We start from the raw sequence: 25,938 nt of genomic DNA on the forward strand, positions 1-25,938 counted from the left end.
AATTATATTTTTAGACCCGTCAGGAATTATTTCTGACGGGTTTTTTTATTGCTTTATTACCTTAAAAATATAATAAGTTTCTTTATTTTTTAAATAGACACTATATGTTTCATTCTCTTTATTGAATATCTTATAAAGATATTTTTCACCTTTAACACTTAAGTTTCCTCTAGAAAGGTTATTACTTTCAATAAATTCTAATTCAAATTGACAATTACTTTTTTTTCTGTAATACAATTTTGAATAAGTATCGTCTTCAAATTTTTCAATCCATAAATTATCATTGAGAGTTACTTCTACTTTTTTACCGTCGCCTTCAATATAATAGTATTTTGAAATTTTATCAAAATGATTACATTGTTCTGTAGATATGTTGATTATTGGTTCTTTATCTTGTTCGTAATAACCATTTGAAAATGGTTTGGCTGGAAAAAGAGTTTTAAATTCATCACAATTTTTTACTAATCGATAATAAATCTGAGTAAATATTTTTTTTTGAATTATTGTGTCATTAAATTTTGATAAGTATGGAAATATATGAGATTTTTCCATTGTATTTATTCTTATTTCATTGTCAAGATTTTTATTTTGAACTAATGATTTACAAATTTCAATATTTAAAGAATCTACAGATTTAATTGATTGTGATTTAGAAAAATTGACACAAAGCAAAAGAATTATAAAAAGATATTTTTTCATTTAGAGACAAAGTTTTAGCCAAATATAATTGTTTCTTAAAACTATTTATAGATTGTGATTTTATTCTTTGCTATAAAAATATAAAATCAAAGAAAAATTTTGTAAATTAGATGTGCTATTCTGATGCTATCTTTATGATAATAAAAAGATTACATCATGAAAAATAAGTATATAGCTCCAATTTTGTTAGGAGCAGGAATTGCATTCGTTCTTTATTCTTGTGGTTCAACCATTCCTAAAAAAGCTGTTGCAGTCACTAATTTTGACAAAGCAAAGTATTTGGGAAAATGGTATGAAATCGCCAGATTAGATTATAAATGGGAAAAAGATTTAGATAACGTTAGTGCCGAATATTCTTTGAATGAAAACGGTACCATAAAAGTCGATAATAAGGGCTATAATGTCAAAAAAGACAAATGGGAGGAGAGCATCGGGAAAGCCAAGCTAGTCAAAAAGGACAATGTTGGTATGCTTAAGGTTTCATTTTTTGGTCCTTTTTATTCAGGATACAACGTTATTGCTGTAGATCCGGATTATAAGTACGCACTAGTAGCAGGCGAAAGCTTAAAATATATGTGGATACTTTCGAGAGAAACGACAATGCCGGAAAGCATTAAAGCAGATTTTTTAATCAAAGCACAGGAAATTGGATACAACATATCAGATTTGGTTTGGGTAAAACACGATAAATCAAATTAAATAAAATAAAAAACCCGGCATTTTAATGTCGGGTTTTGTTGTTTTATACGATAAAGATCAAGGCGTAAAGACAGTTCTATAATTATCCCAATATCTGTAAATCAAGAACAAATTTCCCAGAAAAAGCAATCCGGCAATTGGAAGCCCTTCTGGTGCCAGAAAATAATTGATAAACAAAATATTGATCGTAATTGGTAAAATCAGAATATTTGCCAGGGTAACGAATTTACCCGAAACAAATGAAAGACCACAAAGCAATTCAACCGTTTTTGCAAGAGGCAGTAAATAAGTTGAAGCAACTAAACCCATATTAAATGCCTTAAAATTACCTGTTGTTTCTGGTTCCGGCGCAAGTTTAAAAAAGAAGGAAATCGAAGCAAACAGCAGTAATAGGCCGATCAAAACGCGGACAATAATAGTAGCAATTTTCATAATACTTAAAATTTGAATAGGTTAAAATGATATAATTAGTGTGCTGAAAATGCAAAATCAATATTCTTCAAATAAAATAAAAACCTATTTTAAGCATCATTTTATTGAGAATTTAACAATCAATAATATTCTATTTTGGGATTAGTTTAAATGCTATATCAAATATAACGAATTTTTTCTTATAAAATTACTGATATATTAACAGTTTTGCTTAATTATTTTTAGTTTTATAATTTAGGCTTAATTGATAATTTTTCTTGATTATCCTACCAACGGAATTTTTTATTGTAATTTTGAAATTTAAAAATCCATTCATTTTTGAGAGTTTCTATTACCAAGCCTGTTTCAAATCCAGAGCAGTTTAAACAACAGCTCTTAAACTGGGCACAGCAATTTCGTGAAATCGTTTTTTTAGACAGTAATTCTTATCCGCAGGAATATTCAAGTTTTGACTGTTTACTGGCGGTTGATGCTTTTACGTCCTTAAAAACCGATTTTCAAAATGCTTTTGAAGATTTAAAACAATATCAGCAGACTACAAAAGACTGGTTGTTTGGTTATTTGTCATACGATTTAAAAAATGATGTCGAGGCTTTAAAATCAAATAATTTTGATGGATTGGACTTTCCGGATTTGTTTTTCTTCCAGCCCAAAAAAATACTGATATTAAAAGGGAATCTGCTTGAAATTCATTACTTGCTTTTTTGTGATGATGAGGTTGAAACTGATTTTGAAGAGATTGAAAAAAGTAATTCCGAACCATTTGTTACGCTCAGCAATCCCGAGGTTTCCGGAGAGGTACAGCAGCGTATTTCAAAAGAATTGTATGTTGAAAAAGTAACTAAAATGCTTGAGCATATTCATAAAGGAGATATGTATGAGGCTAATTTTTGTATGGAATTTTTTGCCGAAAATACCGCAATTAATCCTTTAGAAAAGTTTCAGAAACTGAACGAGATTTCGCAGGCTCCGTTTTCGGTTTTCTTTAAAAATTATAAACAATATTTATTATCGGCTTCTCCGGAACGTTACCTGAAAAAAGTGGGGGATAAAATTATTTCACAGCCAATAAAAGGAACCTCAAAACGTTTTTTAGACCCAATTGAAGATCATAAATCAAAAGAATATCTGGAATCTGATGCAAAAGAACGTGCTGAGAATATCATGATTACCGATTTGGTTCGAAATGATTTGTCGCATACCGCAAAAAAAGGATCAGTTGAAGTTGAAGAACTTTGCAAAATCTATTCTTTTCTGCAGGTTCATCAAATGATTTCGACCATTACATCAAAATTAGATAGTCAATATACTGCTGTGGATGTTTTAAAAACAACTTTCCCAATGGGAAGTATGACGGGTGCACCCAAGATTTCGGTTATGAAAATCATTGAAAATCTGGAAGAAACCAAACGCGGACTTTACAGTGGAGCGGTAGGATATTTTACGCCCGAAGGCGACTTTGATTTTAATGTTGTAATTCGCAGTATATTATACAATCAGGATAAAAAATACGTTTCTTTTTCTGTTGGAAGTGCCATAACCTCATTATCCGATCCTGAAAAAGAATATGAAGAATGTCTGTTGAAAGCGAAGGCAATGCACGAAGTTTTACAGTAAAGTTAGGTTGTTGTGAATTGCACTAATTTGCACTAATTATTTTTTTTGTCTCAGATTAAGAAGATTTACACAGATTTTATAATCATTTTTAATCCTCTAATCTGTGGCTGTATTTTTTAGAGTTTAGCAAATCAATTTGTGGAAATTTCTATAATTCGTGGCAGAAAAAATAAGCGCTTAACATTTCATTTAAAAATAGATCAAATTTAATTTTTTACATTTATCAAATGTTTTCAAAATTTCAAAATCATATCGTTTCCAGATTCCCTTTTTTAGCCGGGAAAAAACTTTTTCTGGCTGTCAGCGGTGGTTTAGACAGTATGGTTTTATTGCATTTGATGCAGCAACTGCCTTATGAAATTGCGGTTTTGCATTGTAATTTTCAGCTTAGGGGATTAGAAAGTTTTGGAGATCAGAATTTTATTCAGGACTATTGTGATCAAAATGAAATTCCTGCTTTTGTAACACAATTTGATACCGAAGCCTTTGCAAAAGACTACAAATTATCAACACAAGTTGCAGCGAGAGAACTTCGTTACAGCTGGTTTTATGAATTCTTAGAAGAAAAAAACTTCGATTATATTGCTACGGCGCATCATGCCGATGATAATTTGGAAACCTTTATCATCAACCTCACCCGCGGAACCGGATTAGATGGTTTAACAGGGATTCCGGAAGAAAACGATAAAATTATCCGGCCGCTTCTGCCATTTTCAAGAGAGGAAATTTTAAAATATGCCGAAGAAAATACTATTCAATGGAGAGAAGACAGTAGTAATGCTTCAAACAAATATCTTCGAAATAAAATCCGCCACGATTTAGTTCCGATTTTAAAAGAAATAAATCCAAATTTTCTGAGTGCATTTCAAAAAACGCAGTCTTATTTGCAGGAATCAAAAGAAATGGTCGAAGATGCTTCGATTATGATTTATCAGCAGGTCGCAAAAGAAGCCGGAGATGATATTCATTTTGATTTAAATCAGCTTAAAAAACTACCCAATTATAAGTCGTATTTGTATCAATGGCTGAACGAATTTGGTTTTTCGGCCTGGAACGATATTTACGATTTAGTAGAAGGGCAGTCAGGAAAACAAGTACTTTCGGAAGAATTTCGATTATTGAAAAATAGAGAAACTTTAATTTTGAGCCCGTTTTCAGAAATATCAGAAAAAGAAGAATTTCAAATTAATGAAAACGATACAGTAGTTAATTTTCCCTTAAAAATGACACTTTGTAACGTAGGTCACATAACTATAGATTCAAATAGAGCTATATTTGTGGATGCCGAAAAAATCCGGTTTCCTTTAGTTTTACGTAAATGGAACGAAGGAGATGTTTTTCAGCCTTTTGGAATGAATGGAAAGTCTAAAAAAGTGAGTAAGCTTTTTAAAGATGAAAAATTATCATTGATAGAAAAGGAAAAAACCTGGATTTTATGGTCTGATAACCAGATAGTATGGGTTGTTGGAATCAGGCAGGACGAACGTTTTAAAATAGAAAATACCACAAATAAAATACTTAAAATAGAATTGCAATAATGAACTTTAATCAAAACCACAACACGATACTCTCTGGAAGTATCTGGAATAAAATCAATGTCTTTTTTCTGTTTTTCTTTTTTGCTTTGGCAAGTAATGCTCAAATTTTGGAGCCGGTAAAATGGACTTCCAAAATTGAGAAAAAAGGAAATAATGCTGTATTAATTTTTGATGGAACGATTGAAAAAGACTGGCATATGTATTCGCAGTTCACACCAGAAGGCGGACCGCTGGCATTAGAGATTTCTTTTAAAAATCAGAAAGGGAATTACGAGTTAATTGGAAAGGCCAAAGAAGGAAAAACCAGAACAGCTTTTAATGATGTTTTTGGAGTAAACGAAACTTTCTTTGAAGGAAAAGCACATATTGAACAGGAAATAAAAATCATTAATCCAAATTTAAAAACGGTCGATGTAGATTTTGATTTTCAGGTTTGTAAAGAAGTTTGCATCAATTCTAGTAAAAAATTCTCGATTGCAGTTCCTTCAACTTTTAAAATAGATGAAGTTCCGGTTGTAACCGAAGCCAAACTGGATGAGACAAAAACGGCTGGTTTAGCGGTTGATACAGTTAAGAAAACAGCAGAAGTTACTAAAGAAGATAATGTAAAAACAGAAACTGAAGCAGCTGCGAAAGAAGAAATTCCGGCACCAGCTCCATCAAGAAGTTTATGGTCTATCTTTTTTATTGCGTTTTTATCAGGATTTGCGGCTTTGTTAACGCCTTGCGTTTTCCCTATGATCCCAATGACCGTAAGTTTCTTTACAAAGCAGAGTAAAAGCAGGGCAAAAGGAATTAGAAATGCCATTATTTACGGATTTTCTATCATTGCTATTTATGTTATTTTAGGTTTAATTGTTACTAAAATTTTTGGTGCCGATGCCTTAAATGCGTTGTCTACAGATGTTTGGTTTAACCTGATTTTCTTTGTAATCTTAATCATTTTTGCAACTTCATTTTTGGGAGCTTTCGAAATTATGCTTCCTAATTCATGGGCAAACAAAGCCGATCAGCAAGCAGATAAAGGAGGGTTAATCGGAATTTTATTCATGGCTTTGGCTCTTGCCATTGTATCGTTTTCTTGTACAGGACCAATTGTTGGAACTTTACTAGTTGAAGCGGCTTCAAATGGAGGTATTGCCCCTGTCGTTGGAATGCTTGGTTTTTCATCTGCACTAGCGCTTCCATTTATGTTATTTGCCATGTTCCCGGGCTGGTTGAATTCACTGCCAAAATCTGGCGGCTGGTTAAATACTGTAAAAGTTGTTTTAGGGTTTTTAGAATTGGCATTAGCGTTTAAATTTTTATCAAATGCCGATTTAGTTTTACAATTGCATTTCTTAGAAAGAGAAGTTTTCATCGCAATCTGGATTGCAATTTTTGCAGCCTTGACTTTATATTTATTCGGAAAAATAACCTTACCTCATGACAGTCCGATGCAGCATATCTCTGTTGGAAGATTGTATTTAGGGTTACTTACTTTAGTATTTACCATGTATTTAATTCCAGGACTTTGGGGAGCACCATTAAAATTAATCAGTGCTTTTCCGCCTCCACCTCAATATAGCGAAAGCCCGTTTGGAGTAGGAGGTTCAGGCAATGCGACTGGTTCTTCAGAGTCAATAAAAGGACTTCCGGAAGGAGCCGAGTTAGGTCCGCACGGTATTATGGTCTTCCATGATTACGAAGACGGACTGGCTTACGCAAAAGAAATCAACAAACCAATTATGCTTGATTTTACAGGTTATGCGTGCGTAAACTGTAGAAAAATGGAAAACAATGTTTGGTCCGAACCAACGATTTTACCAATCCTTAAAAATGATGTGGTTTTAATTTCTCTTTATGTAGACGATAAACGCGAATTACCAAAAGAAGAACAATTTGTAACGGCTTCAGGAGATAAAATCATCACTGTTGGTGATAAATGGACCGATTTTATGATCTCAAAATATAAAACCAATACTCAGCCTTTGTATGTAATTACAGATTTACAAGGTAATAATATGAATACTTCTAAACCAACTATCAGTTATGTAAGCGCAGATGAATATTTAAAATGGTTGAAAGAAGGAATTTCAAATTTTAAATAGAATTCAGGAAGAAAGAAAATAGAATATAGAATATAGAATATAGAATATAGAATAGTTTGTTAATTAGTATACAATCTACAATCTACAATCTATATTCTATAATCTAAAATATTAAAGGAAGATTAATTCAAGCAAAAAGCACTCTAAGTTTTTAACTCAGAGTGCTTTTTTTATTAAGGGAAAAAGGGAATTATTTCTTATAAGAATTCTCCGTGTTGAGAGATATCCAAACCTAGTTCTTCTTTTTCTTCAGTAACTCTTAGAGGAGTAATTTTATTTACAATAAAGAATAAAACATAAGAAGCTACAAAAGCAAAAATAGATACCACAACCAGAGCAGTTAATTGGTTAATGAACAAAGTTGGAGTTCCAAAAATCAAACCTTGATTATCACCAACAGCCGGATTAATAGCTTTTGAAGCGAAAACTCCAGTTAACAGCATACCTACCATACCACCAACACCGTGACAAGCAAATACATCCAAAGCATCATCAATTTTTCCTTTAGGGAATTTGCTTACCACCAAGTTACTTACAATTGCAGCAAATAAACCAATAAAGATTGCATGAGAAATACTTACGAAACCAGCAGCAGGTGTAATAGCAACAAGACCTACAACAGCTCCGATACAAGCACCAAGTGCAGATAATTTGTGACCTAAAATTTTGTCAAGGAAAACCCAGGCCATTGCAGCGGCAGCGGCAGCAACAGTAGTTGTTCCTAAAGCTTGTACAGCTAAACCGTTTGCTCCTAATGCAGATCCAGCATTGAAACCAAACCATCCAAACCATAGTAAACCTGTACCTAATAATACATAAGTAATTCTTGCAGGGTTAACTTTTTGAACTTTTCTTTTTCCTAAGAACATTGCTCCTGCTAATGCAGCCCATCCAGCGCTCATGTGAACTACAGTTCCACCTGCGAAATCAAGAACTCCCATTTTAAAGAAAACTCCATCAGGATGCCATGTCATGTGAGCTAACGGAGCATATATCAATAATATAAATAAAACCATGAATAACAAATAAGCCCAGAAACGTACACGTTCTGCAAAAGCACCTGTAATTAATGCAGGAGTAATGATAGCAAATTTGGCCTGAAATAACGCGAATAACATAAACGGAATCGTTGGTGCAAGGCTCCAGGCAGTGTTGGTTCCCACTCCTTCAAAGAATAAGTTTGTAGATGGATTTCCGATGATTCCTCCAATTGTAGGACCAAAAGCCAATCCGAAAGCAACAACAACCCATAAAATTGTAACAATTACCATTGCCATAAAACTTTGAAGCATAGTACTGATTACGTTTTTCTTACCTACCATTCCTCCGTAGAAAAATCCTAATCCTGGCGTCATTAACAATACAAAAGCAGTGGCGACGATCATCCAAGCTGTATCTCCTGTATCAAATTTTACAGCTTCTGCCGGAATTGGGTTATCGGCAATGATAAAATTTGATATAAAGGTTAGTACCAAAATAGTGATAAGAATCACACTTAAAATAATTTTTCGCATAGTTATTTAGTTTTAAAATTTTTGATAAAAGTATAAAATCATTCAATACCCCCTAATAAAATAGAGTCTATTGTTTAATTTTTGTTAATTTTTAAATTTAACCCCCTCAATTTTGAATGTATTTGTTAAAACAGACTTAAAATTTGCATTTTGGCAGCATTTTTTTTCGGTAGGTTTGTAAATTGAATATTTTTCTTATTTTTTTAATACATTTTTTTAAGCTAAACTTGCTCTTTGTTGTTTAAAAACATCTAATTGTGTTTATTGATGAAGTTTATTGAATGTTTTTAACAATTTTTATAATTAAAATATAAGGATGGAAAATCAAAAAATAAGATGGGGAATAATTGGTCTGGGAAATATTGCAAATCAGTTTGCCTCCGATTTATTATTGCTTGAAGATGCAGTATTAACTGCCGTTGCTTCAAGAGATAATAGTAAAGCAAATGAATTTGCTAAAAAGTATAATGCCGTTAAAGCCTATAATTCGTATGAATCTCTTTTTGACGATAGAGAAGTAGATATTGTATATATAGCAACGCCACATGATTCACATGCAGAACTGTCTATAAGGGCATTAGAAAAAGGTAAACATGTTTTGTGCGAAAAGCCAGTTGCGCTTTCCTATAAAGATGCGGAACGAATGATTGAAACTTCTCGAAAATATAATAAATTTTTCATGGAAGCTTTTTGGACACGTTTTATTCCGGCTGTGAAAGATATTTTATCAAATGTTGAAAACGGAATCATCGGCGAAGTAAATTATATAAAGGCTGATTTTGCATTTATAGGGAATGAAACAGGAGGAAGCCGTCTTTTTGACAAAAATCGTGGCGGCGGTGCTCTTTTTGATATTGGGGTTTATCCATTGTTTCTTTCTTATATAATACTTGGGTTTCCAAAAGAAATTGTATCAAAATCTATATTTCATAAAAATGGAATCGACCTGCAGACTTCGATGATTTTGCAATATGGAAAAGCGCAGTCTGTTTTGCATGCTTCAATAGTTTCAGAATCAGATATGAAGGCAGTTATTGGAGGTACAAAAGGAAGAATCGAACTGAATTCTCCTTGGTTTATGGCTGATGGATATTCCATTTTGATAAATGAAGATAAAGAAGCGATTATCACGTTGCCGATTTTAGGAAAAGGCTATGCACACGAAATAATCGAATGTCAAAATGCTATTCGTGGCAATCAAATAGAGAGCAAACTTTGGACGCATCAAAATAGTTTGGATTTGAGTAAGATTGTGGAGGAAGTTAAAATGCAGACTGGGCTTTCATTTTAAAATAATTATTTGTAATAAAATATTTACATTTAATATTTTTTCATTAGTTTTAAAACCAATTAATGAATGGAATATTATGCTAGTAAAAGTTTACGGAAGTGCCGTTTTTGGAGTAGAAGCCACAACGATTACGATCGAAGTGCACATGGATAAGGGAATTGGTTATCATTTAGTTGGACTTCCGGATAATGCAATAAAAGAAAGCAGTTACAGAATTGCAGCAGCTCTTAAAAATAACGGATTAAGTCTGCCGGGAAAAAAAATCACAATAAATATGGCGCCGGCCGACCTCAGGAAAGAGGGTTCTGCTTATGATTTACCTCTGGCAATGGGAATTTTAGTAGGGTCAGATCAGATAAAAGCGCCGGAAATTGAGCAATACATTATTATGGGAGAACTTTCTCTTGACGGAAGTTTGCAGCCCATTCGCGGTGCATTACCTATCGCTATAAAAGCAAAAGAAGAAGGTTATAAAGGTTTTTTCCTGCCTATTCAAAATGTAAAAGAAGCTGCAATTGTATCTGATTTAGAAGTTTACGGGGTTTCTAATCTGCAGGAAATCATTGATTTTTTTGCCGGAAAGGGAACATTACAGCCAACTGTTATCGACACTCGCGCTGAATTTTATAAAACCCTAGATTTTCCAGAATTTGATTTTTCTGATGTTCGCGGACAAGAAAGTATAAAGCGCTGTATGGAAATTGCAGCCGCGGGAGGTCATAACATTATTTTAATTGGCCCGCCGGGTGCGGGAAAAACAATGCTTGCGAAACGTGTTCCGAGTATTTTGCCTCCAATGACTTTACGCGAAGCACTCGAAACTACTAAAATTCATAGTGTCGCCGGAAAATTGAAAGAAGTTGGTTTGATGAACCAACGGCCGTTTAGAAGTCCCCATCATACTATTTCCAATGTGGCTTTGGTTGGCGGCGGAAGTTATCCGCAGCCAGGAGAAATTTCGATGGCGCATAATGGTGTTTTGTTTTTGGATGAACTGCCCGAATTTAAACGTGATGTTTTAGAAGTAATGCGTCAGCCGTTAGAAGATCGTGAAGTAACTATTTCACGTGCTAAATTTACCGTAACTTATCCCTCGTCGTTTATGCTGGTGGCGAGTATGAATCCAAGTCCGAGTGGTTTTTTTAACGATCCAAGTATGCCCAATACTTCCTCTCCACATGAAATGCAGCGATATATGAGTAAAATTTCGGGACCGCTTTTAGACCGAATTGATATTCATATTGAAGTTACGCCGGTTCCGTTTGATAAACTTGCAGATGATCGCAAAGCCGAAAGCAGTGTCGAAATTCGCAAACGTGTTACGGCCGCACGCGAAATTCAGACTAAACGTTTTGTAGATATAGAAAACATTCATTACAACGCCCAAATGAGCAGCAAACTCATCCGTGAGTTTTGTATTCTTGACGAAGAGTCAAAAGAACTCCTGAAAAATGCTATGGAACGATTAAATCTTTCGGCAAGAGCATATGACAGAATTTTGAAAGTAGCCAGAACCATAGCTGATTTAGATGGCGCACCAACTGTAGTTTCACACCATATTGCCGAAGCGATTCAATATCGAAGTCTGGATCGTGAAGGATGGCTAGGCTAAAGGAGAAAACTTTGTCAAAGTTTCAAACTTTGACAAAGTTCCTAAAAAGACAAGCTTTAACTTAATTCAATAAAATCTTCAACTTTTATCTCTTCTAAAAAATGAACATCATGTGAAACAACAATCAGAGTTCCCTGGTATTCATTAATAGCCACTGTTAATATTTCAATATTCTGAATGTCCAGATTGTTTGTTGGTTCATCTAGAATAATAATATCCGGAGCTTGAGTATTAATAGTTAAACAGCAAAGCATCAAACGCATTTTTTCGCCTCCGCTTAAAGCGAAACAGGGTTTGTTCCAGTCATTTTGTGAAAACAAAAACTTGTTCAGTTTCATTTTTATATCATGTTCCTGTAAACCGGAAGTATTAAATTTTTGAGCCTGTTCATAAACCGAAATTTCATTTTCGATTAGAGAATAGTCCTGATCAATGTAAATGATTTTTGATTCGGCTTTAAAAATAGTTCCTGTCTTCGGGATTAATTTTCCCATGATTATTTTAATTAAAGTCGTTTTTCCAGAACCGTTTAAACCTTTTAAAGCAATTCTGTCTCCGCTTCTAATTTGAAAGTTAAGAGGATTTTTCCATAGTAGATGATCTTCAAAACTATGGTTGATTTCTGTCGCTGTAAAAAGAATTTTGCCCTTGTGTAAATCTGTTTTATCAAAACCGAATTTCATCTGATCAATGTCTGGAACAGAAGAACGTAATTTTTGCAGTTCATTTGAAATTCCTCCAATTTTTTCGGCATGAACACCTTTTGTTTTGGCTGTACTATTTTCGGCACTGTTTCGTAAAGTATTCATCATAATTCTGGAAACTCCTGCTTTTTTCTGTTTTTTTTCCCCGCGAGAATCCAGTTTGTTTTGACGTTCGAGCGTTTCACGTTCTTTTTCTTTCGCTTTACGCAACGCTTTTTCTTTACTTTGAATATCGTGACTCAAAGCATTATTTTCGATTTGCTTTTGTTCGGCATAAAAATCATAATTGCCGCCATGAACCGTAATTCCGTGTTTTGATAATTCGGCAACAGAATTTAGTAAATTCAATAATTTTCGGTCATGACTCACTATAATCAAAGTCGAGGAAGTGTTTTTTATAAAATTGTACAAGAGTTCTCTTGCTTCAATATCCAAATGATTGCTGGGTTCATCAAGCAAAATAAGTTCAGGTTGATGAATTGAAATTCCAGCCAAAAAAACTTTTGTTTTTTGTCCTCCGCTCAGGGTTTCTAATTTCTGATTTAAGCTTAAATCCTGCAGCTGCCAATATTGGAGAGCTTCATTACAACGCTCTTCAATGGTCCAGTCATCGTTTAGTGTATTGAGGTTTTCTTCAGAAACATTTCCGTTAAGAATTTCCTGAAGAGCATTCAGTTTATCGTCAACCTGCAAAGCCTGGGCAATGGTAAGATGATTAAACTGACCAAAAATCTGCGGCAGGTAAAAAGGCGTAGAATCGGTTTTTAATAAGCCGTCTGCAGGCTTTAATTGCCCTGTAATAATTTTCAATAATGTTGACTTTCCAACGCCATTATTGCCTATTAAAGCAATTTTTTCCTGATGATTAACTGTAAAAGTAATTTTATCAAACAATACATCTTTGTTTGAATGCAAGTATGAGATATTCTGTAAAATAACCATAATTTCTTTCTTTAAGGAATAAACAAATGAGCAAGCCATTTTTACAGCTTACCTTAAAATTGTCCGAAAGAAATTTTTATTCACATAGAGATTGTGCGGTTTGTTTAGTATTGCAAAGATATAAAAAATATTTTTTAAGATTTAAATATCAAATTATTCAAATTTTAAATTGGCATTTTTAGACATTAAATAGGAGGTAAGCTTTTTTATTTTTCCATTTTCCATTTCAAAAACATCACAAAAAACAGCATCTAGCTTATTTCCGTTTTTCATATTTCCCTGCACAGCGCCTTCAGCAATAACCACATTGTTTTCTTCAACTAATTTTACAATTTGAATAGCAGGGCTGCCAACAAAATTTTCATTTTCTATTTCTTTATCAAATGCTTCTTTTCCGTTATGCTGATAAATTCCCGGCATTTCCCAAATTACATCGTCAGTAAGGCAGTTCAGGATTCTTTTGTGATCGCTTACCATAAAAGCAGCCATGTATTCGTTTACAGTTTGTTTATTTGGGGACATAGATAGAATATTTAAATCAATTAATAATGCGGCTTGCCTTCTGATCTGAAGTAAATATAAATGTAATAAATTTTATAATTCTAAGGTCCTTTATTCCTACACTATTTAATGTTTAAAATGTTTTTACTGGCTTAAATAAAAATGCTCTGTGGCTTATAGAATCTAGGTTGTTATTTTTTTTAACAAAAATTTTGGTTATCTGATAATTATCATATTAATGTAGGAATTGACTTTATATTTTTGTTTTGAAATATTAAGGAAAAATATCATGATGAAGATTCTAAATTATTTATTGCCACCTCGAAAATGGATCCCTTTTGTGATTGTGGCAGTTGGAATAGGAATGGGATTATTTGCTTACTTATTATACGTTTCTAATGCTGTGTCATATCTGTCAGATGACCCTAAAACATGTGTAAACTGTCACGTTATGACTCCTTTTTATGCGACTTGGCAACACAGTTCGCATGCCCGTGTCACAAACTGTAATGACTGTCATGTACCCCATACAAATGCTTTTGACAAATACTTTTTTAAAGCAAAAGATGGAATCTATCATGCAACAGTATTTACATGGCGTGCAGAACCGCAGGTAATTCATATTAAAGAAGCAGGGACAGATGTTGTTCAAAAAAACTGCCAGCGTTGTCACGGTAATCTTAATGCAAATGTGAGTACACTAGGAGTAACACTCGAAAATAAACAGCATGGAGAAGGAAAATTATGCTGGGACTGCCACAGAGAAGTTCCTCATGGTAAAGTTAACAGCTTGTCATCTGTACCTAATGCAAGGGTTCCGTTGCTTGAATCACCTATTCCTGAATGGCTTCAAAAACAAACAGATAGCATTGGAACTGTAAAAAAGAATGAAAGAAATCAAAACAAAAATAAATAAAGAATTAAATACAAAATAATTATGGCACCACTAAAAGAAATTATAAAAAACAAACCATGGTTGGGTTGGGTCATGTTTGGTCTTACAATGTTGGTTGTGTTTATGCTTGGTTTACTTGTTAACAGTGTAATGGAACGACGTACGGAAGCCTTATTTGTGAATAAAGTATTGGCTCCTGTTGGCCAGTTTGAATCGAAAAATGAAGTTTGGGGAGCTAATTATCCTCGTGAATTTCAAACTTATTATGAAACTGCAGATACTACTTTTTCTAGTAAATACGGCGGAGGTAAAATGAGAGATATGCTTCACGAAGATCCTCGTATGGTTGTGCTTTGGGCAGGATATGCTTTCTCTAAAGATTATAATCAGGGAAGAGGGCACTTTTATGCTATCGAAGATATCTACAATACGTTGAGAACAGGAGCGCCGAAAGGACCTCAGGACGGCCCTCAGCCTTCAAGCTGCTGGGTTTGTAAATCACCAGACGTTCCTCGTATGATGGATAAATTAGGTATCGATGAGTTTTACAAACAAACATGGGCTGCTTTAGGACCAGAGATTGTAAACCCAATTGGGTGTGCAGATTGTCATGATTCTAAAACCATGAACCTGAAAATTACACGTCCGGCTTTGATAGAAGCTTTTAAAGAACAAGGAAAAGATATTACTAAGGCGACACATAACGAAATGCGTTCGTTAGTATGTGCCCAATGTCACGTAGAGTACTATTTTGATAAAAAATCTGTAGAAGGTGCTGCAAAAGTAAAATTCCCTTGGAAAAATGGAATGGCAGTGGAAGACATGGAAAAATATTATGACGGAATAGAATTCTCAGATTTTACTCATGCCTTAAGTAAAACTCCAATTCTTAAAGCACAGCACCCTGATTATGAGATTCATCAAATGGGTATTCACGGACAAAGAGGGGTTTCATGTGCTGATTGTCATATGCCGTACAAAAGTGAAGGAGGTCAAAAATTTACAGATCATAAAATCCAATCTCCACTTAATAACGTAGCAAATTCATGTCAGGTTTGTCATCGTGAAGAAGAAAAAACATTGGTTGCAAATGTAAACGAGCGTCAGGATAAAATTCATCAAATACGTATTGAACTAGAAGATCAATTGGTTAAAGCGCATTTAGAGGCAAAATTAGCTTGGGATAAAGGAGCGACAGAAGCTCAAATGAAAAATATTCTGCAATTAATCCGTCAGTCTCAATGGCGTTGGGATTTTACTGCAGCATCTCACGGAGGATCTTTCCATGCTCCGCTTGAAACAGCCAGAGTAATTACAAATGGTTTAAATAAAGCTGCAGAAGCAAGAATAGAATTAGGTAAAGTATTGGTTTCTCTTGGACAAAAAGGGCCAATTCAATATCCAGATATTTCGACCAAAGCCAAAGCACAACAATTTATTGGTCTTGATATGAGTAAAGAGAGAGCTAATAAAGCTGAATTCAAAAAAACAGTTTTACCACAGTGGCTCGAAAAAGCAAAGAAAAAATAATTGCAGTTATAGCTAAACAATAACAATTATACTTGAAAAGGGTTCGTAAATGTTTGATAAACATTATGAAACCCTTTTCGGTTATAATGTTTCAAATTCAAAATAGCATGAGAATAATGAATGTTGAAGATCAAAAAACTTCTAAAAAGAAACTCTGGCAATACCCATGGGATTATAAAGAATCATTTATAATTAGTGCAGGACTGCTTTTAACGGGTTACTTATTGCAAATAACAACCAGGAGTAGTATAAAGGCGGTAAGTTCTCCTGTCAATTATATTATTGGTGTGTTATTTATTATAATGCTGCTTTTACTGCATTTTACAAGTAGAACACATCCGTGGGTAAAATGGTTACGCTCAGTGCCGGCATCTGTCAGCGCAATTACATTAGTTTTAATACAAGCGGTTATTATGGGAACACTTCCGCAGCAAAATTTTGTAGAAGGAGTAAAACCTGATTTATTTGGTTTTTCGTTTGTATTAACCAGCTGGCCTTTTATTATAGCACAATTGTATTTTCTTACTACATTGGGTCTCGCAACTCTTAACAGGATGACACCTTGGCAATGGAAGAACTGGGGCTTTATATTAAATCATCTGGGACTTTTTATTGCAATGACAGCTGGTATTCTGGGAAGCGGAGATTTACAGCGGTACACTATGAAGCTGTACGAAAACCAATTAGTCTGGGGAGCAGAAAATGAAAAAGGAGTAATGCTGCTAATGTCAATTGCTTTTGAACTCAAAAGTTTTGATATGGAAACTTTTGCCCCAAAACTTGCCTTTGCCGATATTAAGAATAACAGTATTGAAACCAAAGGAATAAATGCCCTCAGGATGATTGAAAAAGGAGATCATTATGATTATAAAGGACATACAATTAAAATTATTGATTACATCGAAAACAGCAAATTTACAGGAAACGGATATTTTCATGTAAATGAAGATGGAGCAGCGCCATCAGCTTTGATAGAAGTGAAATCTGCAACAATTGACACAACAGCCTGGATTAGCTGCGGAAGTTTCGCTACGTCGTATTCTTATTTACAGCTAAATGATAAAGAAGCCATTGTAATGTTACAACCCGAAGCAAAAAAATACAGCTCGCACGTAAATGTATATGTAAAAGATGGCAAAAATGATAAAACAGTTATAGAAGTCAATAAACCTTATAAAGTTGACGGATGGAAAGTTTACCAGTTAAGCTATGATGAAAAATATGGGAAGTGGTCTAAATTAAGTGTAATAGAACTGGTTCGCGATCCTTGGCTTCCAATTGTTTACTCAGGGATTTTCATGATGATAATTGGTGCTGTCTATTTAATATTTAAAGGAAGAAGGGCTGTAGTTTAGCCCTGACACTATTCTGAGGATTGATGTTGATATATAAATAAAGATTATAATGAATTACTGGATCTATTTTTCTAATTACGCAGGAGCAGCAATTATTTGCTGGTTGTTCTGTTTGCTTTTTCAAGTACTCAAAAGTACTCGTCATAAACCATCCCTAATTTTGTTTTTTGCAATGCTGGGAGCATTGTCTATGGCCGTATTTACATTTAATTTATGGCAGAATTTAGGCCGTCCGCCAATGCGTACACTAGGTGAAACAAGGCTCTGGTATGCACTTTTCCTGCCTGTAATTGGGATAATTACTTATTTAAGATGGAAATATAAATGGCTGTTGAATTACAGCTTAGCAATGGGAGTACTGTTTTTACTTATTAATTACTATAACCCGGATACTTATAATAAAGCCTTGATGCCTGCTTTACAAAGCGTATGGTTTGTACCGCATGTTTTAGTTTACATCTTTTCTTATGCCTTGTTAGCGGCTTCATCGATTGCTGCCTGCTATGGTTTGTTTGAATATTATAGAGGTAATTATAAAGATACTATACTGCAATTAGCTGATAATTTAGTCTATTTAGGATTTGGTTTCCTTTCCTTAGGTCTATTATTTGGAGCGCTTTGGGCAAAGGAAGCATGGGGACACTACTGGACCTGGGATCCAAAAGAAACCTGGGCAATGCTGACTTGGCTGGGGTATTTGATTTATATTCATATACGTTATCGTTATCCAAATAGTGTAAAACCAGTTTTAATATCTCTATCGCTGGCATTTATTGTATTATTGCTCTGCTGGTTTGGGGTCAACTATATGCCATCAGCAGCGCAGAGTGTGCATACTTATTCCAATACCTAAAAAAATAAAGAGCAGAAATTCAAATCATAATTTCTGCTCTTTTTTATTAATTAATTCTAAAGATTTTTAGAAATATTCCAGAAGCTCATCTTTCTTCTTGTAACAAAACCGAGTTTTTCATAGAGTTTTATGGCGCCAATATTACTTTCAACAACATGTAAAAATGGAATCTTACCCTCATCAAAAATGTTATTTACAACATGTGAGGTTAATTGTTTAGCATAACCTTTTCCGGTATGATCAGGATGAGTTATGATAGCGCTTACTTCGGTAAAGTTGTTCATTTTCATTCGTTCTCCAGCAATTGCCGCTAATTTTCCATCTTGAAAAATTCCGTAATAATTGCCTAATAAAAATGTCTTGGCTTTAAAATATCCGGGTTGAACCAGATTGACCAAATTTAATAATTCCTCTTTATGGTCTTCATGCAGTTTGATAATTTCATTGCCAGAAGATAATTGAACTTTTTCATGAATTAACATTTGAAGGCAGACCAATTCTTTTACAATTTTTAAATTATCAGAGAGTTTTGGTTTTTCTCCGACAATAAAAAAAATTTCACATAATGAAGCGTATTCATTTGCTGCTTCTAAAGTATCTTCAAGTTTTATAAATCCTCCAAACGGACAATAATCCGGATTATAAAATTTGGTTCCATTGTAATCTAAAGCAAATTTTTTGTGACTTTCTAACAATGAATTCCAAACAGGATTGTCTAATTTATTTTCTATTGTATCGTCGCTCATTTTTATTCTTTAATTTGAGGGTAAAAAAATCGGAAAGAATTTGAAACTGCCGGATGCAAAATCGTTCCATGGTTTTCTTCCGGGAAATAGTCAAAATAGACCTTGATGTTTTTGCTTCTTGAAGTTTTTATTTTTTCTGCCAATAAATTAGCATCAACTTCCATAACTCTCGGAATTTCTGTGGGTGTAAGGCCTTCTTTACCAACTGCAACATAGATTTCGGTTTGTTGTTTATAGTTTTCCTGGAAGATTTCAGAATCCATATTTAATAAAGAACCATTATCCCACCATAAACTTGGACTTACAATTACATATTTATTAAAAAGAGATGGTTTTTTAAACAAGATTTCGGTTTCTAATAATCCGCCTAACGATTGACCAATGATCGTTTTAGATTCATTTGTTTTGTATTTCTTATTAATAAAAGGCTGTAATTCTTTTTCAATAAAAGCGATGAATTTATCTGAATGTCCTGTTGTTGGAAATCTTGTTTTATCCTTTTCAACGGTAGTAGGAAAAGTAAAATCACGTCTTCTGTCTACAGTCGCGATACCCACAACAATAGATTTAGGAACCTGATTTATCCATTCAAAACTGTTAAACTGAACCAATCCTGTGATATGAATAAAGTCTTCATCGGCAGAGCCATCCAAAAGATAAATTACAGGATATTTTGCATCATCTTTTGGATTATAGCCGTCAGGCAGATAAATATTTAAAATTCTTTTTTCGTCTAATTCCTTAGATTGTATTTCTTCAATAATCCCTAGTACAAAAGGCTTACTGGTTTCGTTTGATTTTGATTTGTTATTCTGACTGAAAATAAATGTTGAAATAAAAAGAAAGAAGGTAAGCGTAAAAAATCGATTCATTATATTGTATTTAATAATCCACATAAGCTTGTGGATGTTGAGCTTGAAAAGTATTTTTCTATATGGTGAAATTACAAATTTAAATTCTAATGAAACATTATTGTTTTCATTACTGATTAAGAAAAACTTTTTTTACGTCATTCAAAAAATCATAAACAGGAAAAGCTTCTCCTTGATTTATGAAACTATTAAAGTAATATTTTGATCTAAATCTTTCCAAAACAAACTTCTAAAGCCATTTAATCCTGCTGGATGCATTGCAATCGTGTCGTTTTTTAAAGATACTCTTGAGATTCAAATTACCTAAAATGTGAATTAAAGATATAACTAATTGATTTGTAGTTGAGTGCGAGGTAATAAAAAATCCCGCTTCGGTCTGAAACGGGATTACTTTATAATTGTATGTTTTACTCTTTAGAAAAATGAATAACCTAAAATAAGAGCAGTTGTTTGATAAGACGAACTCCAGGCAGGATTGTCAGCCAGAAGACCTCTTGCAGTTTGATATCTTACTTCTAAACTGATTTTATCTTTAAATTTACAACCGACTCCAAAACCAAAATTAAGGCCGGATTTAATCTCTAATTCATTTAATGGAGAACCATCTTTTCTTGTTACAGTAACTGAGGAATTTGTACTGAAATCTACAATCATTGAAGCATTAGCAAAAATTTTAAAAGCATCGTTAACAAAGAAATAGCGTCTCACACCTACAGGAAGTTCAATTGAGCTGTAATCTACTTTTGCTGTTAGAGTTCCTCCCACAACCTGAGAAGTTTGTATCGTTTGCTCTCCTTTATAAGATTGATAAGTAGGTTCTACTATAACCGACCATCTGTCTTTATTGAATGGCAAAATAAATTCAGCTTCAATTCCTAAACTTATACTTGATTTTTTGTCAAGATCAAAGTCTAATCCCTGAAAAGCTGAATTCTCAAGAGACAATGAACTAATATTATACCTTGGTCTAAGGGTTAAATTAAATAAATCTTTTTTCTCTTTTACTTCAAGATCTACAAAGTTCGAATCACTGCATTTATTGTACTTTGTAAAAAATCTTTCTAAATCTTTTTTAGTGTAAGTCAATTTTTCATATTCATTCATTAAAATACCATCGCATTTTAAATCAACAAATAATTGTTCTCTAAATTGATTGTTTTTGGCAGTATGATCATCATCAGCCAGATAGGTTTTGTAAACTAGTTGTTTTATTTCAGAATTATCAGTTTTATAAAAAAATCTCCTCACTGTTCCATCATTGTACATGTATAAAGAAGCTTTGCCTTCCATCAGAACCTGCAAAAAGAGTTTTTCGGTATTAAAAACAGGATTCTTGTCTTTTGTCATAAACTCAATTCTTTTAGTTGAACGGTCTATTTTTACAAGAGAAGAGATAAACTTAAACTGCCCGTTAATCGCAAATTCTTTTGCATTTTTAATGTCGGCAGTTTTAATTTCTCCGCTTTCGTCTAATTTGTAACGAAAATTGACTGGAGTATTTTTCCAATCCATATTTTCGATTAGACAGTTTATTTTTTGATTGTTTTCATTAATGAAATAGCCATTCTCAAAAATGATCTGCGAAAAAGAGTTAACACTTACGATTAGTGCTAATGCAAGAAATAAAAATTGTTTTCTCATTGAAATTAGTAGATAATTATTATTGGTTTTTAGTTTAGATAAGTAGTTAAGAAAGCAATATTCTTTTTAATGAAATTCAATGAAAAAGTATGCATTTATTATAAAGAAGTTCTTAAATTATTTATTTTTTGAACGGCAAATATAGTAGTTGCGAACTTTAATGTATTACGGGAAACCGTAAAATGTTATTTTAATTTTACAGAATAAAAAAAATGCGCATTTGCCTAAGACAATGCGCATTTTTTAAATATTTAATCTTTCTTATTTGGTTGCAAAAATCTTGTCGAGACCTTCCATTGCAATCGTAAAACCTTCTTTGAAGCCCATTTCAATAATTTTCTCTAAATCAGATAATTTATCATGTTTAATCGCAATATCTACAATAGTGGTTTCTCCTTGTTCAGTAAAATTCACATCCCAATCTGAACGTGGAAAATCAGGATTTAGATTTCCTTCGCTGTCGCTAAAGGCATCCAGGTATTTAAAATTAGTTTTCGGGCTAATCGAAGTAAAATCAGCAATTGCCCAATGCTCTTCGCCTTGCGGACCAACCATCGCATACAATCTTCGTCCGCCTTCTTTAAACTCCATGCTTTTTGTTCTGGCTTTCCAGGGTGCCGGCGCCCACCATTGATCTAAAATTTCAGCTTCTGTCCATGCAGACCAAACGTTTGCTAACGATGCATCGAATTCGCGTTTTACATTTACGGTGCTATTTTCTTTGTCTACAGTAAAATTCATTAAAAGATTTGATTTCATATTCTTTAGATTTTAAGTTTATTACTTTATTCAAATTATTTTATTTTTTTGCTTCAAAGATTTTATCCAAACTCTGCATAGCAGCTGTAATTCCTTCCTTGAATCCCATTTCAATTATTTTTTCTAATTCTTCCAGGCTGTCTCGTTTAATGGTAATATCCACAACGGTTAAGTCTCCTTGTTCAGAAAAAGTTATATCCCAATGTGAACTTCCAAAAACTGAATTTGCGTTTCCTTCGGCATCACAAAATGTAGAAGTATGTTTAAAGTTTGTTTTTGGAGAAATCGAAGTATATTCAAAAAAACTCCAGCCTTTTTCACCTTTCGGGCTAACCATCGCATAAAGTCTTCGTCCGCCTTCTTTAAATTCCATAATTTTGGTTTCGGATTTAAAGGGAGCTGGTGCCCACCATTGGTCCAGAATTTCAGGTTCTGTCCATGCAGACCATACGTTTGCAAGCGAAGCATCAAATTCACGTTTTATGTTTACGGTATTTTTTTCTTTGTTTACAGCAAAATTCATTAATAAGTCAGATTTCATTTTCTTTAGATTTTAGATTCATTAATACTTGATCAAGCTGACTAAAACGACTTTTCCAGATCTTTTTAAATTGTTCGAGCCATTGGTCAACTTCTTTCATTTTTTCTATTTTAAGCTTATAGTAAATTTCTCTGCCTACTTTTTTTTCGTCTAATAATTCACATTCATTTAAAATCTTAATATGTTTCGAAACAGCTTGTCTGGTCGTATTGAATTGCTCTGCAATTGCATTTGGAGTTAAGGCATTGGCCGAAATCAAAACTAAAATTGCTCTTCGCGTAGGATCGGCAATGGCTTGAAAAACATCTCGTTTCATTTTAAATATAAATTAAGCAACTAATCAGTTGCAAATATAAGCAACTTTTTGGTTGCGCAATTCTTTTTTTGATTTTTTTTTAAACTAAGATTAATCTAAAAAGAAAAACGGTACATAAAATGCACCGTTTTGTATTATTAATTATCCTCTAAATTTATTCCGAACTATAATGTCCTTGAGACGTGCTTTCAGGTCTTCACCCGTGTCATAGACCATTTGTTCGTTATTAGGAAAAGGAACTGCACGTTTAGTAAAATAAGAAATATAACTATCCTCGCAGGCATTTTTATCGCCTTTATAAGTAGAATAAATATTTTCAAAAACGAATTCACTGCTCACGGGGAAAGTTTGAACAAGCTGATTCGTTTTTAGATCAATATAATCTACTTTTGCTGTTACCTGACAAGACTTAAATTGTCTGAATTCGTAAATGTTAGCGCGAAGTGTTCTATAATTATCTACTTTTATTTCTTTGCCTAAGCTGTCTCTTACCGGCCTTCCGCGACTGTCTAAAAGCGTTTTTACACCATCTTTTATCTGTCTTTCTTTAATAAATTCTTTCTCTTTTATTTGTTCCGGTGAGATAATTATTTGTCTGAAATTGATAATCAGACTATAATCATAATTGACATTTTTTTGTCTGGCATTATGGTAAACTGTCCATTTATCATTTAATCCGTAGGTTTTAAAATCAAGCAAATCATCCTGAAGCAATTTCGGAATCACCATATCGGTTTCATTCTTAGCATAAACATCGACAAAATCAGTTCCTTTAAACTGTGCATCGTCCATTAGTTTTTTTGCATTTTTGTAATTCGGATTTATGCTTTCCAGATAAGCAAAATCATCATAAGCTTTTCTAAAATCCAATTTGTTATTTGATTTTAAAAGTGCCGAAGCATTTTCATATAAATATTTTGAAAGTGCATTTTTGCTGCTTACAATTTGATCAGTATAATTATCAAATGGGAAATTTGCATTTTTTCCCAGTTTTAAAAGAGGCAAAGGCAATAAAGGCCTAATTTTTTCCTGACGGTTATTTAGTTGTAAATAAGTATTGTAAATACGCTCTGCATTTGCCGGATTTGCCTCTTTGGCCATCATTTCAAGATTACGTAAATCCCTGTCTTTGGCTTTAGCGAATGCTTCTTCAAGCAAATAAACATAATCCTGTTTTCCTTTAGAATCTTTTTTAGTTCGTAGTCCTTCAACCGCACGATTTATGGCACCGTCATAATCGCCGTCGCTCAAAAGTGACTGCGTAGTTTTGACTCCGCACGAAGAAAGAGCTAAAAATAGTATGGAAAATAAAAAAGTAATTTTTTGCATAGCATTCTGTTTGAAGGTGTAAATATATCTTTTTTAATTTTCAACAACTATGCCTTTTTTTAAATTATTTTAAGGAGCAGAAAAGATATTTTCATAAGAAACAGTTGTCCCGCTTTCGCCTTTATCTCTCCATTTCATTACGAGGATATCGGCTCTATCGGGGCTGGATAAGAAATTTATTTTTTTATAAGAAATGACAAAAAGAGTTAAAAATGCCGGAAAAAATTAATCCTCCCAGGTCTCAATTAAATTATCCTTCCATAATTTCTGAGCGAACTCTTTAAAAACTTTTGGACCTTTTTTGAAGTTTTCATCTAATTTTTATTCACCTCCCAAAAATTGTTTTTCACCATTATCTAGAATTCCAACCTGAACCCTGCTTTCACCACGCATAGCATATTTTTGATTTCCTTCGTACATAATAATCTTCATGTCACACGGACTCACATCTCCATGACAAGTTGTTTTGTACATCAGCCAGATTTCGGCAAATCCGTTGTTATTTAAATCAGTAACCTGAAATGTGTTTTTTACAAACGAAGCCACAATATCAACCGGACAATCTGAAATATAATCGTAAACCCTCCAGACTTGTTTTGCTTCATTTCCTGAAACTATAAAATGATAGTCAAACAATTCGGCATCAGAACTGTCTTCAAATTCATGCTCAAATTTTTTATTCATATGATATCCGGTTTCGGTAGTAATAACAATATTATCGCCCAGTTTATCTTTCCAGCGAACAGCATTTTTGATAAAACCTTCATATTTAATTGAAGCCGGAAATTGCGTTGAGTCGATCTTCTCTACGGTTAAAACAAAGTCTTTATCTTCAATTACAGCCGATTCTGGTTTTGCTGCAGGATTTGTTTGTTCTTTTTTGTCTTCCTTACAACTCGAAAAGAGAACAATAGAAAGCAATAAAATGACGATGTTTTTCATGAATTTTGGCATGTAGAAATTAATTTGGCTTTTATTCGGTTAATAGTTTTTTGATCAAAACAATCTGCCCTAAATGATAATAACTGTGTTCGATCATGGCGTCAATATTTCTTTTATAAGTTCCGTATTTCTCGTCAATAAAAACCTCGTCCAGTTTTTCGTCGGGCATTTGTTCTACAAAAGAGGCAAATTCTTCCGTCGCATTCCAGAATTTCGCTAAAAAGTCCTGCCATTCTTCTTGTGAATTGATAGGAGGGAAGTCAAAGCTGAATTTGTCTTTAATATCCAATGGTCCTCCTTTGAAAACATTATTTATTCCGTTGATATAATAATGAATGTGCTGTGCCAGAAGCGAAATGGTGTTAAGATTTTTTACGGGAGTTACAGCAATTTTCCAGTCTAAATTTTCAAGCTGATGTTTGTAATTGGTATTCGCAATCCAGGTTCCGTTCAAAATAGTTTCTCTAAAACGATTGGCAATTTCTGAAGTGTTTTTCATGATTTATAATAGTTTAGAAGT

Annotated in this window: 23 protein-coding genes and 1 pseudogene; 10 read left to right on the forward strand and 14 right to left on the reverse strand. The window is 33.4% G+C overall.

The features are described from left to right. Positions 1-45: 45 nt before the first annotated feature. Positions 46-699, reverse strand: a complete 654-nt coding sequence (locus BKM63_RS11755; RefSeq protein WP_071636778.1) for a hypothetical protein — start codon at positions 697-699, stop codon at positions 46-48. A gap of 156 nt (positions 700-855) precedes the next feature. Between BKM63_RS11755 and BKM63_RS11760 the strand changes: the two genes are divergently transcribed. Next, positions 856-1,398, forward strand: coding sequence for a lipocalin family protein (locus tag BKM63_RS11760; protein WP_071636779.1), 543 nt, complete (start codon positions 856-858; stop codon positions 1,396-1,398). Between the two features lie 57 nt (positions 1,399-1,455). Here BKM63_RS11760 and BKM63_RS11765 read toward each other — a convergent pair whose 3' ends face one another. Further along, on the reverse strand, positions 1,456-1,830 hold the full coding sequence (locus tag BKM63_RS11765) for a DoxX family membrane protein (protein WP_071636780.1): 375 nt from the start codon (positions 1,828-1,830) through the stop codon (positions 1,456-1,458). 318 nt (positions 1,831-2,148) lie between these two features. Here BKM63_RS11765 and BKM63_RS11770 point away from each other — a divergent pair, with 318 nt between their 5' ends. The 3 genes from BKM63_RS11770 (at position 2,149) to BKM63_RS11780 (ending at position 7,075) form a co-directional block, all read left to right on the forward strand. Beyond that, a complete protein-coding gene (locus BKM63_RS11770; RefSeq protein ID WP_071636781.1) occupies positions 2,149-3,447 on the forward strand; it encodes an anthranilate synthase component I family protein in 1,299 nt (432 codons plus the stop codon). Between the two features lie 227 nt (positions 3,448-3,674). Further along, the gene (gene tilS, locus BKM63_RS11775) at positions 3,675-4,985 is read left to right on the forward strand and encodes a tRNA lysidine(34) synthetase TilS (RefSeq protein ID WP_071636782.1); all 1,311 of its coding nucleotides are present in this window, start codon (positions 3,675-3,677) and stop codon (positions 4,983-4,985) included. Continuing rightward, positions 4,985-7,075: a protein-disulfide reductase DsbD family protein gene (locus tag BKM63_RS11780; RefSeq protein WP_207539256.1), complete on the forward strand. Its 2,091-nt coding sequence runs from the start codon at positions 4,985-4,987 to the stop codon at positions 7,073-7,075. Before tilS ends, BKM63_RS11780 begins: the two co-directional genes overlap by 1 nt. Positions 7,076-7,272: 197 nt before the next feature. On the opposite strand, the gene BKM63_RS11785 is transcribed toward BKM63_RS11780, so the two are convergent. Further along, positions 7,273-8,589 (reverse strand): ammonium transporter, encoded by a 1,317-nt coding sequence (locus BKM63_RS11785; RefSeq protein WP_071636783.1) that lies wholly within the window; start codon positions 8,587-8,589, stop codon positions 7,273-7,275. Positions 8,590-8,905: 316 nt separating this feature from the next. Here BKM63_RS11785 and BKM63_RS11790 point away from each other — a divergent pair, with 316 nt between their 5' ends. Both BKM63_RS11790 and BKM63_RS11795 read left to right on the forward strand, forming a co-directional pair. Further along, positions 8,906-9,880: a Gfo/Idh/MocA family protein gene (locus tag BKM63_RS11790; RefSeq protein ID WP_071636784.1), complete on the forward strand. Its 975-nt coding sequence runs from the start codon at positions 8,906-8,908 to the stop codon at positions 9,878-9,880. Between the two features lie 76 nt (positions 9,881-9,956). Then, positions 9,957-11,492 carry a YifB family Mg chelatase-like AAA ATPase gene (locus tag BKM63_RS11795; protein ID WP_071636785.1) on the forward strand — a complete coding sequence of 512 codons (1,536 nt, stop codon included), beginning with the start codon at positions 9,957-9,959 and terminating at the stop codon, positions 11,490-11,492. A gap of 56 nt (positions 11,493-11,548) precedes the next feature. Here the strand turns inward: BKM63_RS11795 and abc-f are convergent, their stop codons facing one another. Both abc-f and BKM63_RS11805 read right to left on the reverse strand, forming a co-directional pair. After that, complete coding sequence (gene abc-f / locus BKM63_RS11800) at positions 11,549-13,138, reverse strand: ribosomal protection-like ABC-F family protein (protein WP_071636786.1); 1,590 nt, start codon at positions 13,136-13,138, stop codon at positions 11,549-11,551. A gap of 153 nt (positions 13,139-13,291) precedes the next feature. Continuing rightward, positions 13,292-13,660, reverse strand: a complete 369-nt coding sequence (locus BKM63_RS11805) for a nuclear transport factor 2 family protein (RefSeq protein WP_071636787.1) — start codon at positions 13,658-13,660, stop codon at positions 13,292-13,294. A 268-nt stretch (positions 13,661-13,928) separates the two neighbouring features. Here BKM63_RS11805 and nrfH point away from each other — a divergent pair, with 268 nt between their 5' ends. From nrfH to BKM63_RS11825, 4 genes are all read left to right on the forward strand, one after another. Continuing rightward, positions 13,929-14,555: a cytochrome c nitrite reductase small subunit gene (gene nrfH, locus BKM63_RS11810; RefSeq protein ID WP_071636788.1), complete on the forward strand. Its 627-nt coding sequence runs from the start codon at positions 13,929-13,931 to the stop codon at positions 14,553-14,555. A gap of 42 nt (positions 14,556-14,597) precedes the next feature. Then, complete coding sequence (nrfA, locus tag BKM63_RS11815) at positions 14,598-16,064, forward strand: ammonia-forming cytochrome c nitrite reductase (RefSeq protein WP_207539266.1); 1,467 nt, start codon at positions 14,598-14,600, stop codon at positions 16,062-16,064. A gap of 107 nt (positions 16,065-16,171) precedes the next feature. Beyond that, positions 16,172-17,419: a cytochrome c biogenesis protein ResB gene (locus tag BKM63_RS11820; RefSeq protein WP_165608768.1), complete on the forward strand. Its 1,248-nt coding sequence runs from the start codon at positions 16,172-16,174 to the stop codon at positions 17,417-17,419. A gap of 49 nt (positions 17,420-17,468) precedes the next feature. Further along, positions 17,469-18,272 (forward strand): cytochrome c biogenesis protein, encoded by an 804-nt coding sequence (locus BKM63_RS11825; RefSeq protein ID WP_071636791.1) that lies wholly within the window; start codon positions 17,469-17,471, stop codon positions 18,270-18,272. A gap of 56 nt (positions 18,273-18,328) precedes the next feature. On the opposite strand, the gene BKM63_RS11830 is transcribed toward BKM63_RS11825, so the two are convergent. From BKM63_RS11830 to BKM63_RS11870, 9 genes and pseudogenes are all read right to left on the reverse strand, one after another. Next, positions 18,329-19,018 carry a GNAT family N-acetyltransferase gene (locus BKM63_RS11830; protein WP_071636792.1) on the reverse strand — a complete coding sequence of 230 codons (690 nt, stop codon included), beginning with the start codon at positions 19,016-19,018 and terminating at the stop codon, positions 18,329-18,331. 2 nt (positions 19,019-19,020) lie between these two features. Then, on the reverse strand, positions 19,021-19,890 hold the full coding sequence (locus BKM63_RS11835) for an alpha/beta hydrolase (RefSeq protein ID WP_071637346.1): 870 nt from the start codon (positions 19,888-19,890) through the stop codon (positions 19,021-19,023). A gap of 414 nt (positions 19,891-20,304) precedes the next feature. Then, positions 20,305-21,531 (reverse strand): outer membrane beta-barrel protein, encoded by a 1,227-nt coding sequence (locus BKM63_RS11840; protein WP_071636793.1) that lies wholly within the window; start codon positions 21,529-21,531, stop codon positions 20,305-20,307. Between the two features lie 261 nt (positions 21,532-21,792). Then, on the reverse strand, positions 21,793-22,290 hold the full coding sequence (locus tag BKM63_RS11845; RefSeq protein WP_071636794.1) for an SRPBCC family protein: 498 nt from the start codon (positions 22,288-22,290) through the stop codon (positions 21,793-21,795). A 40-nt stretch (positions 22,291-22,330) separates the two neighbouring features. After that, on the reverse strand, positions 22,331-22,831 hold the full coding sequence (locus BKM63_RS11850; protein WP_071636795.1) for an SRPBCC family protein: 501 nt from the start codon (positions 22,829-22,831) through the stop codon (positions 22,331-22,333). Next, on the reverse strand, positions 22,821-23,147 hold the full coding sequence (locus BKM63_RS11855) for an ArsR/SmtB family transcription factor (protein WP_071636796.1): 327 nt from the start codon (positions 23,145-23,147) through the stop codon (positions 22,821-22,823). Before BKM63_RS11855 ends, BKM63_RS11850 begins: the two co-directional genes overlap by 11 nt. Before the next feature lie 141 nt (positions 23,148-23,288). Next, the gene (locus BKM63_RS11860) at positions 23,289-24,476 is read right to left on the reverse strand and encodes a hypothetical protein (RefSeq protein WP_071636797.1); all 1,188 of its coding nucleotides are present in this window, start codon (positions 24,474-24,476) and stop codon (positions 23,289-23,291) included. Positions 24,477-24,701: 225 nt separating this feature from the next. Further along, positions 24,702-25,418, reverse strand: a pseudogene (locus tag BKM63_RS11865) (M949_RS01915 family surface polysaccharide biosynthesis protein). A gap of 31 nt (positions 25,419-25,449) precedes the next feature. Further along, positions 25,450-25,917 (reverse strand): DUF1572 family protein, encoded by a 468-nt coding sequence (locus BKM63_RS11870; protein WP_071636798.1) that lies wholly within the window; start codon positions 25,915-25,917, stop codon positions 25,450-25,452. Positions 25,918-25,938 lie beyond the last annotated feature (21 nt).

This window comes from Flavobacterium johnsoniae, from assembly GCF_001879205.1.
Taxonomy (GTDB): domain Bacteria; phylum Bacteroidota; class Bacteroidia; order Flavobacteriales; family Flavobacteriaceae; genus Flavobacterium; species Flavobacterium johnsoniae_A.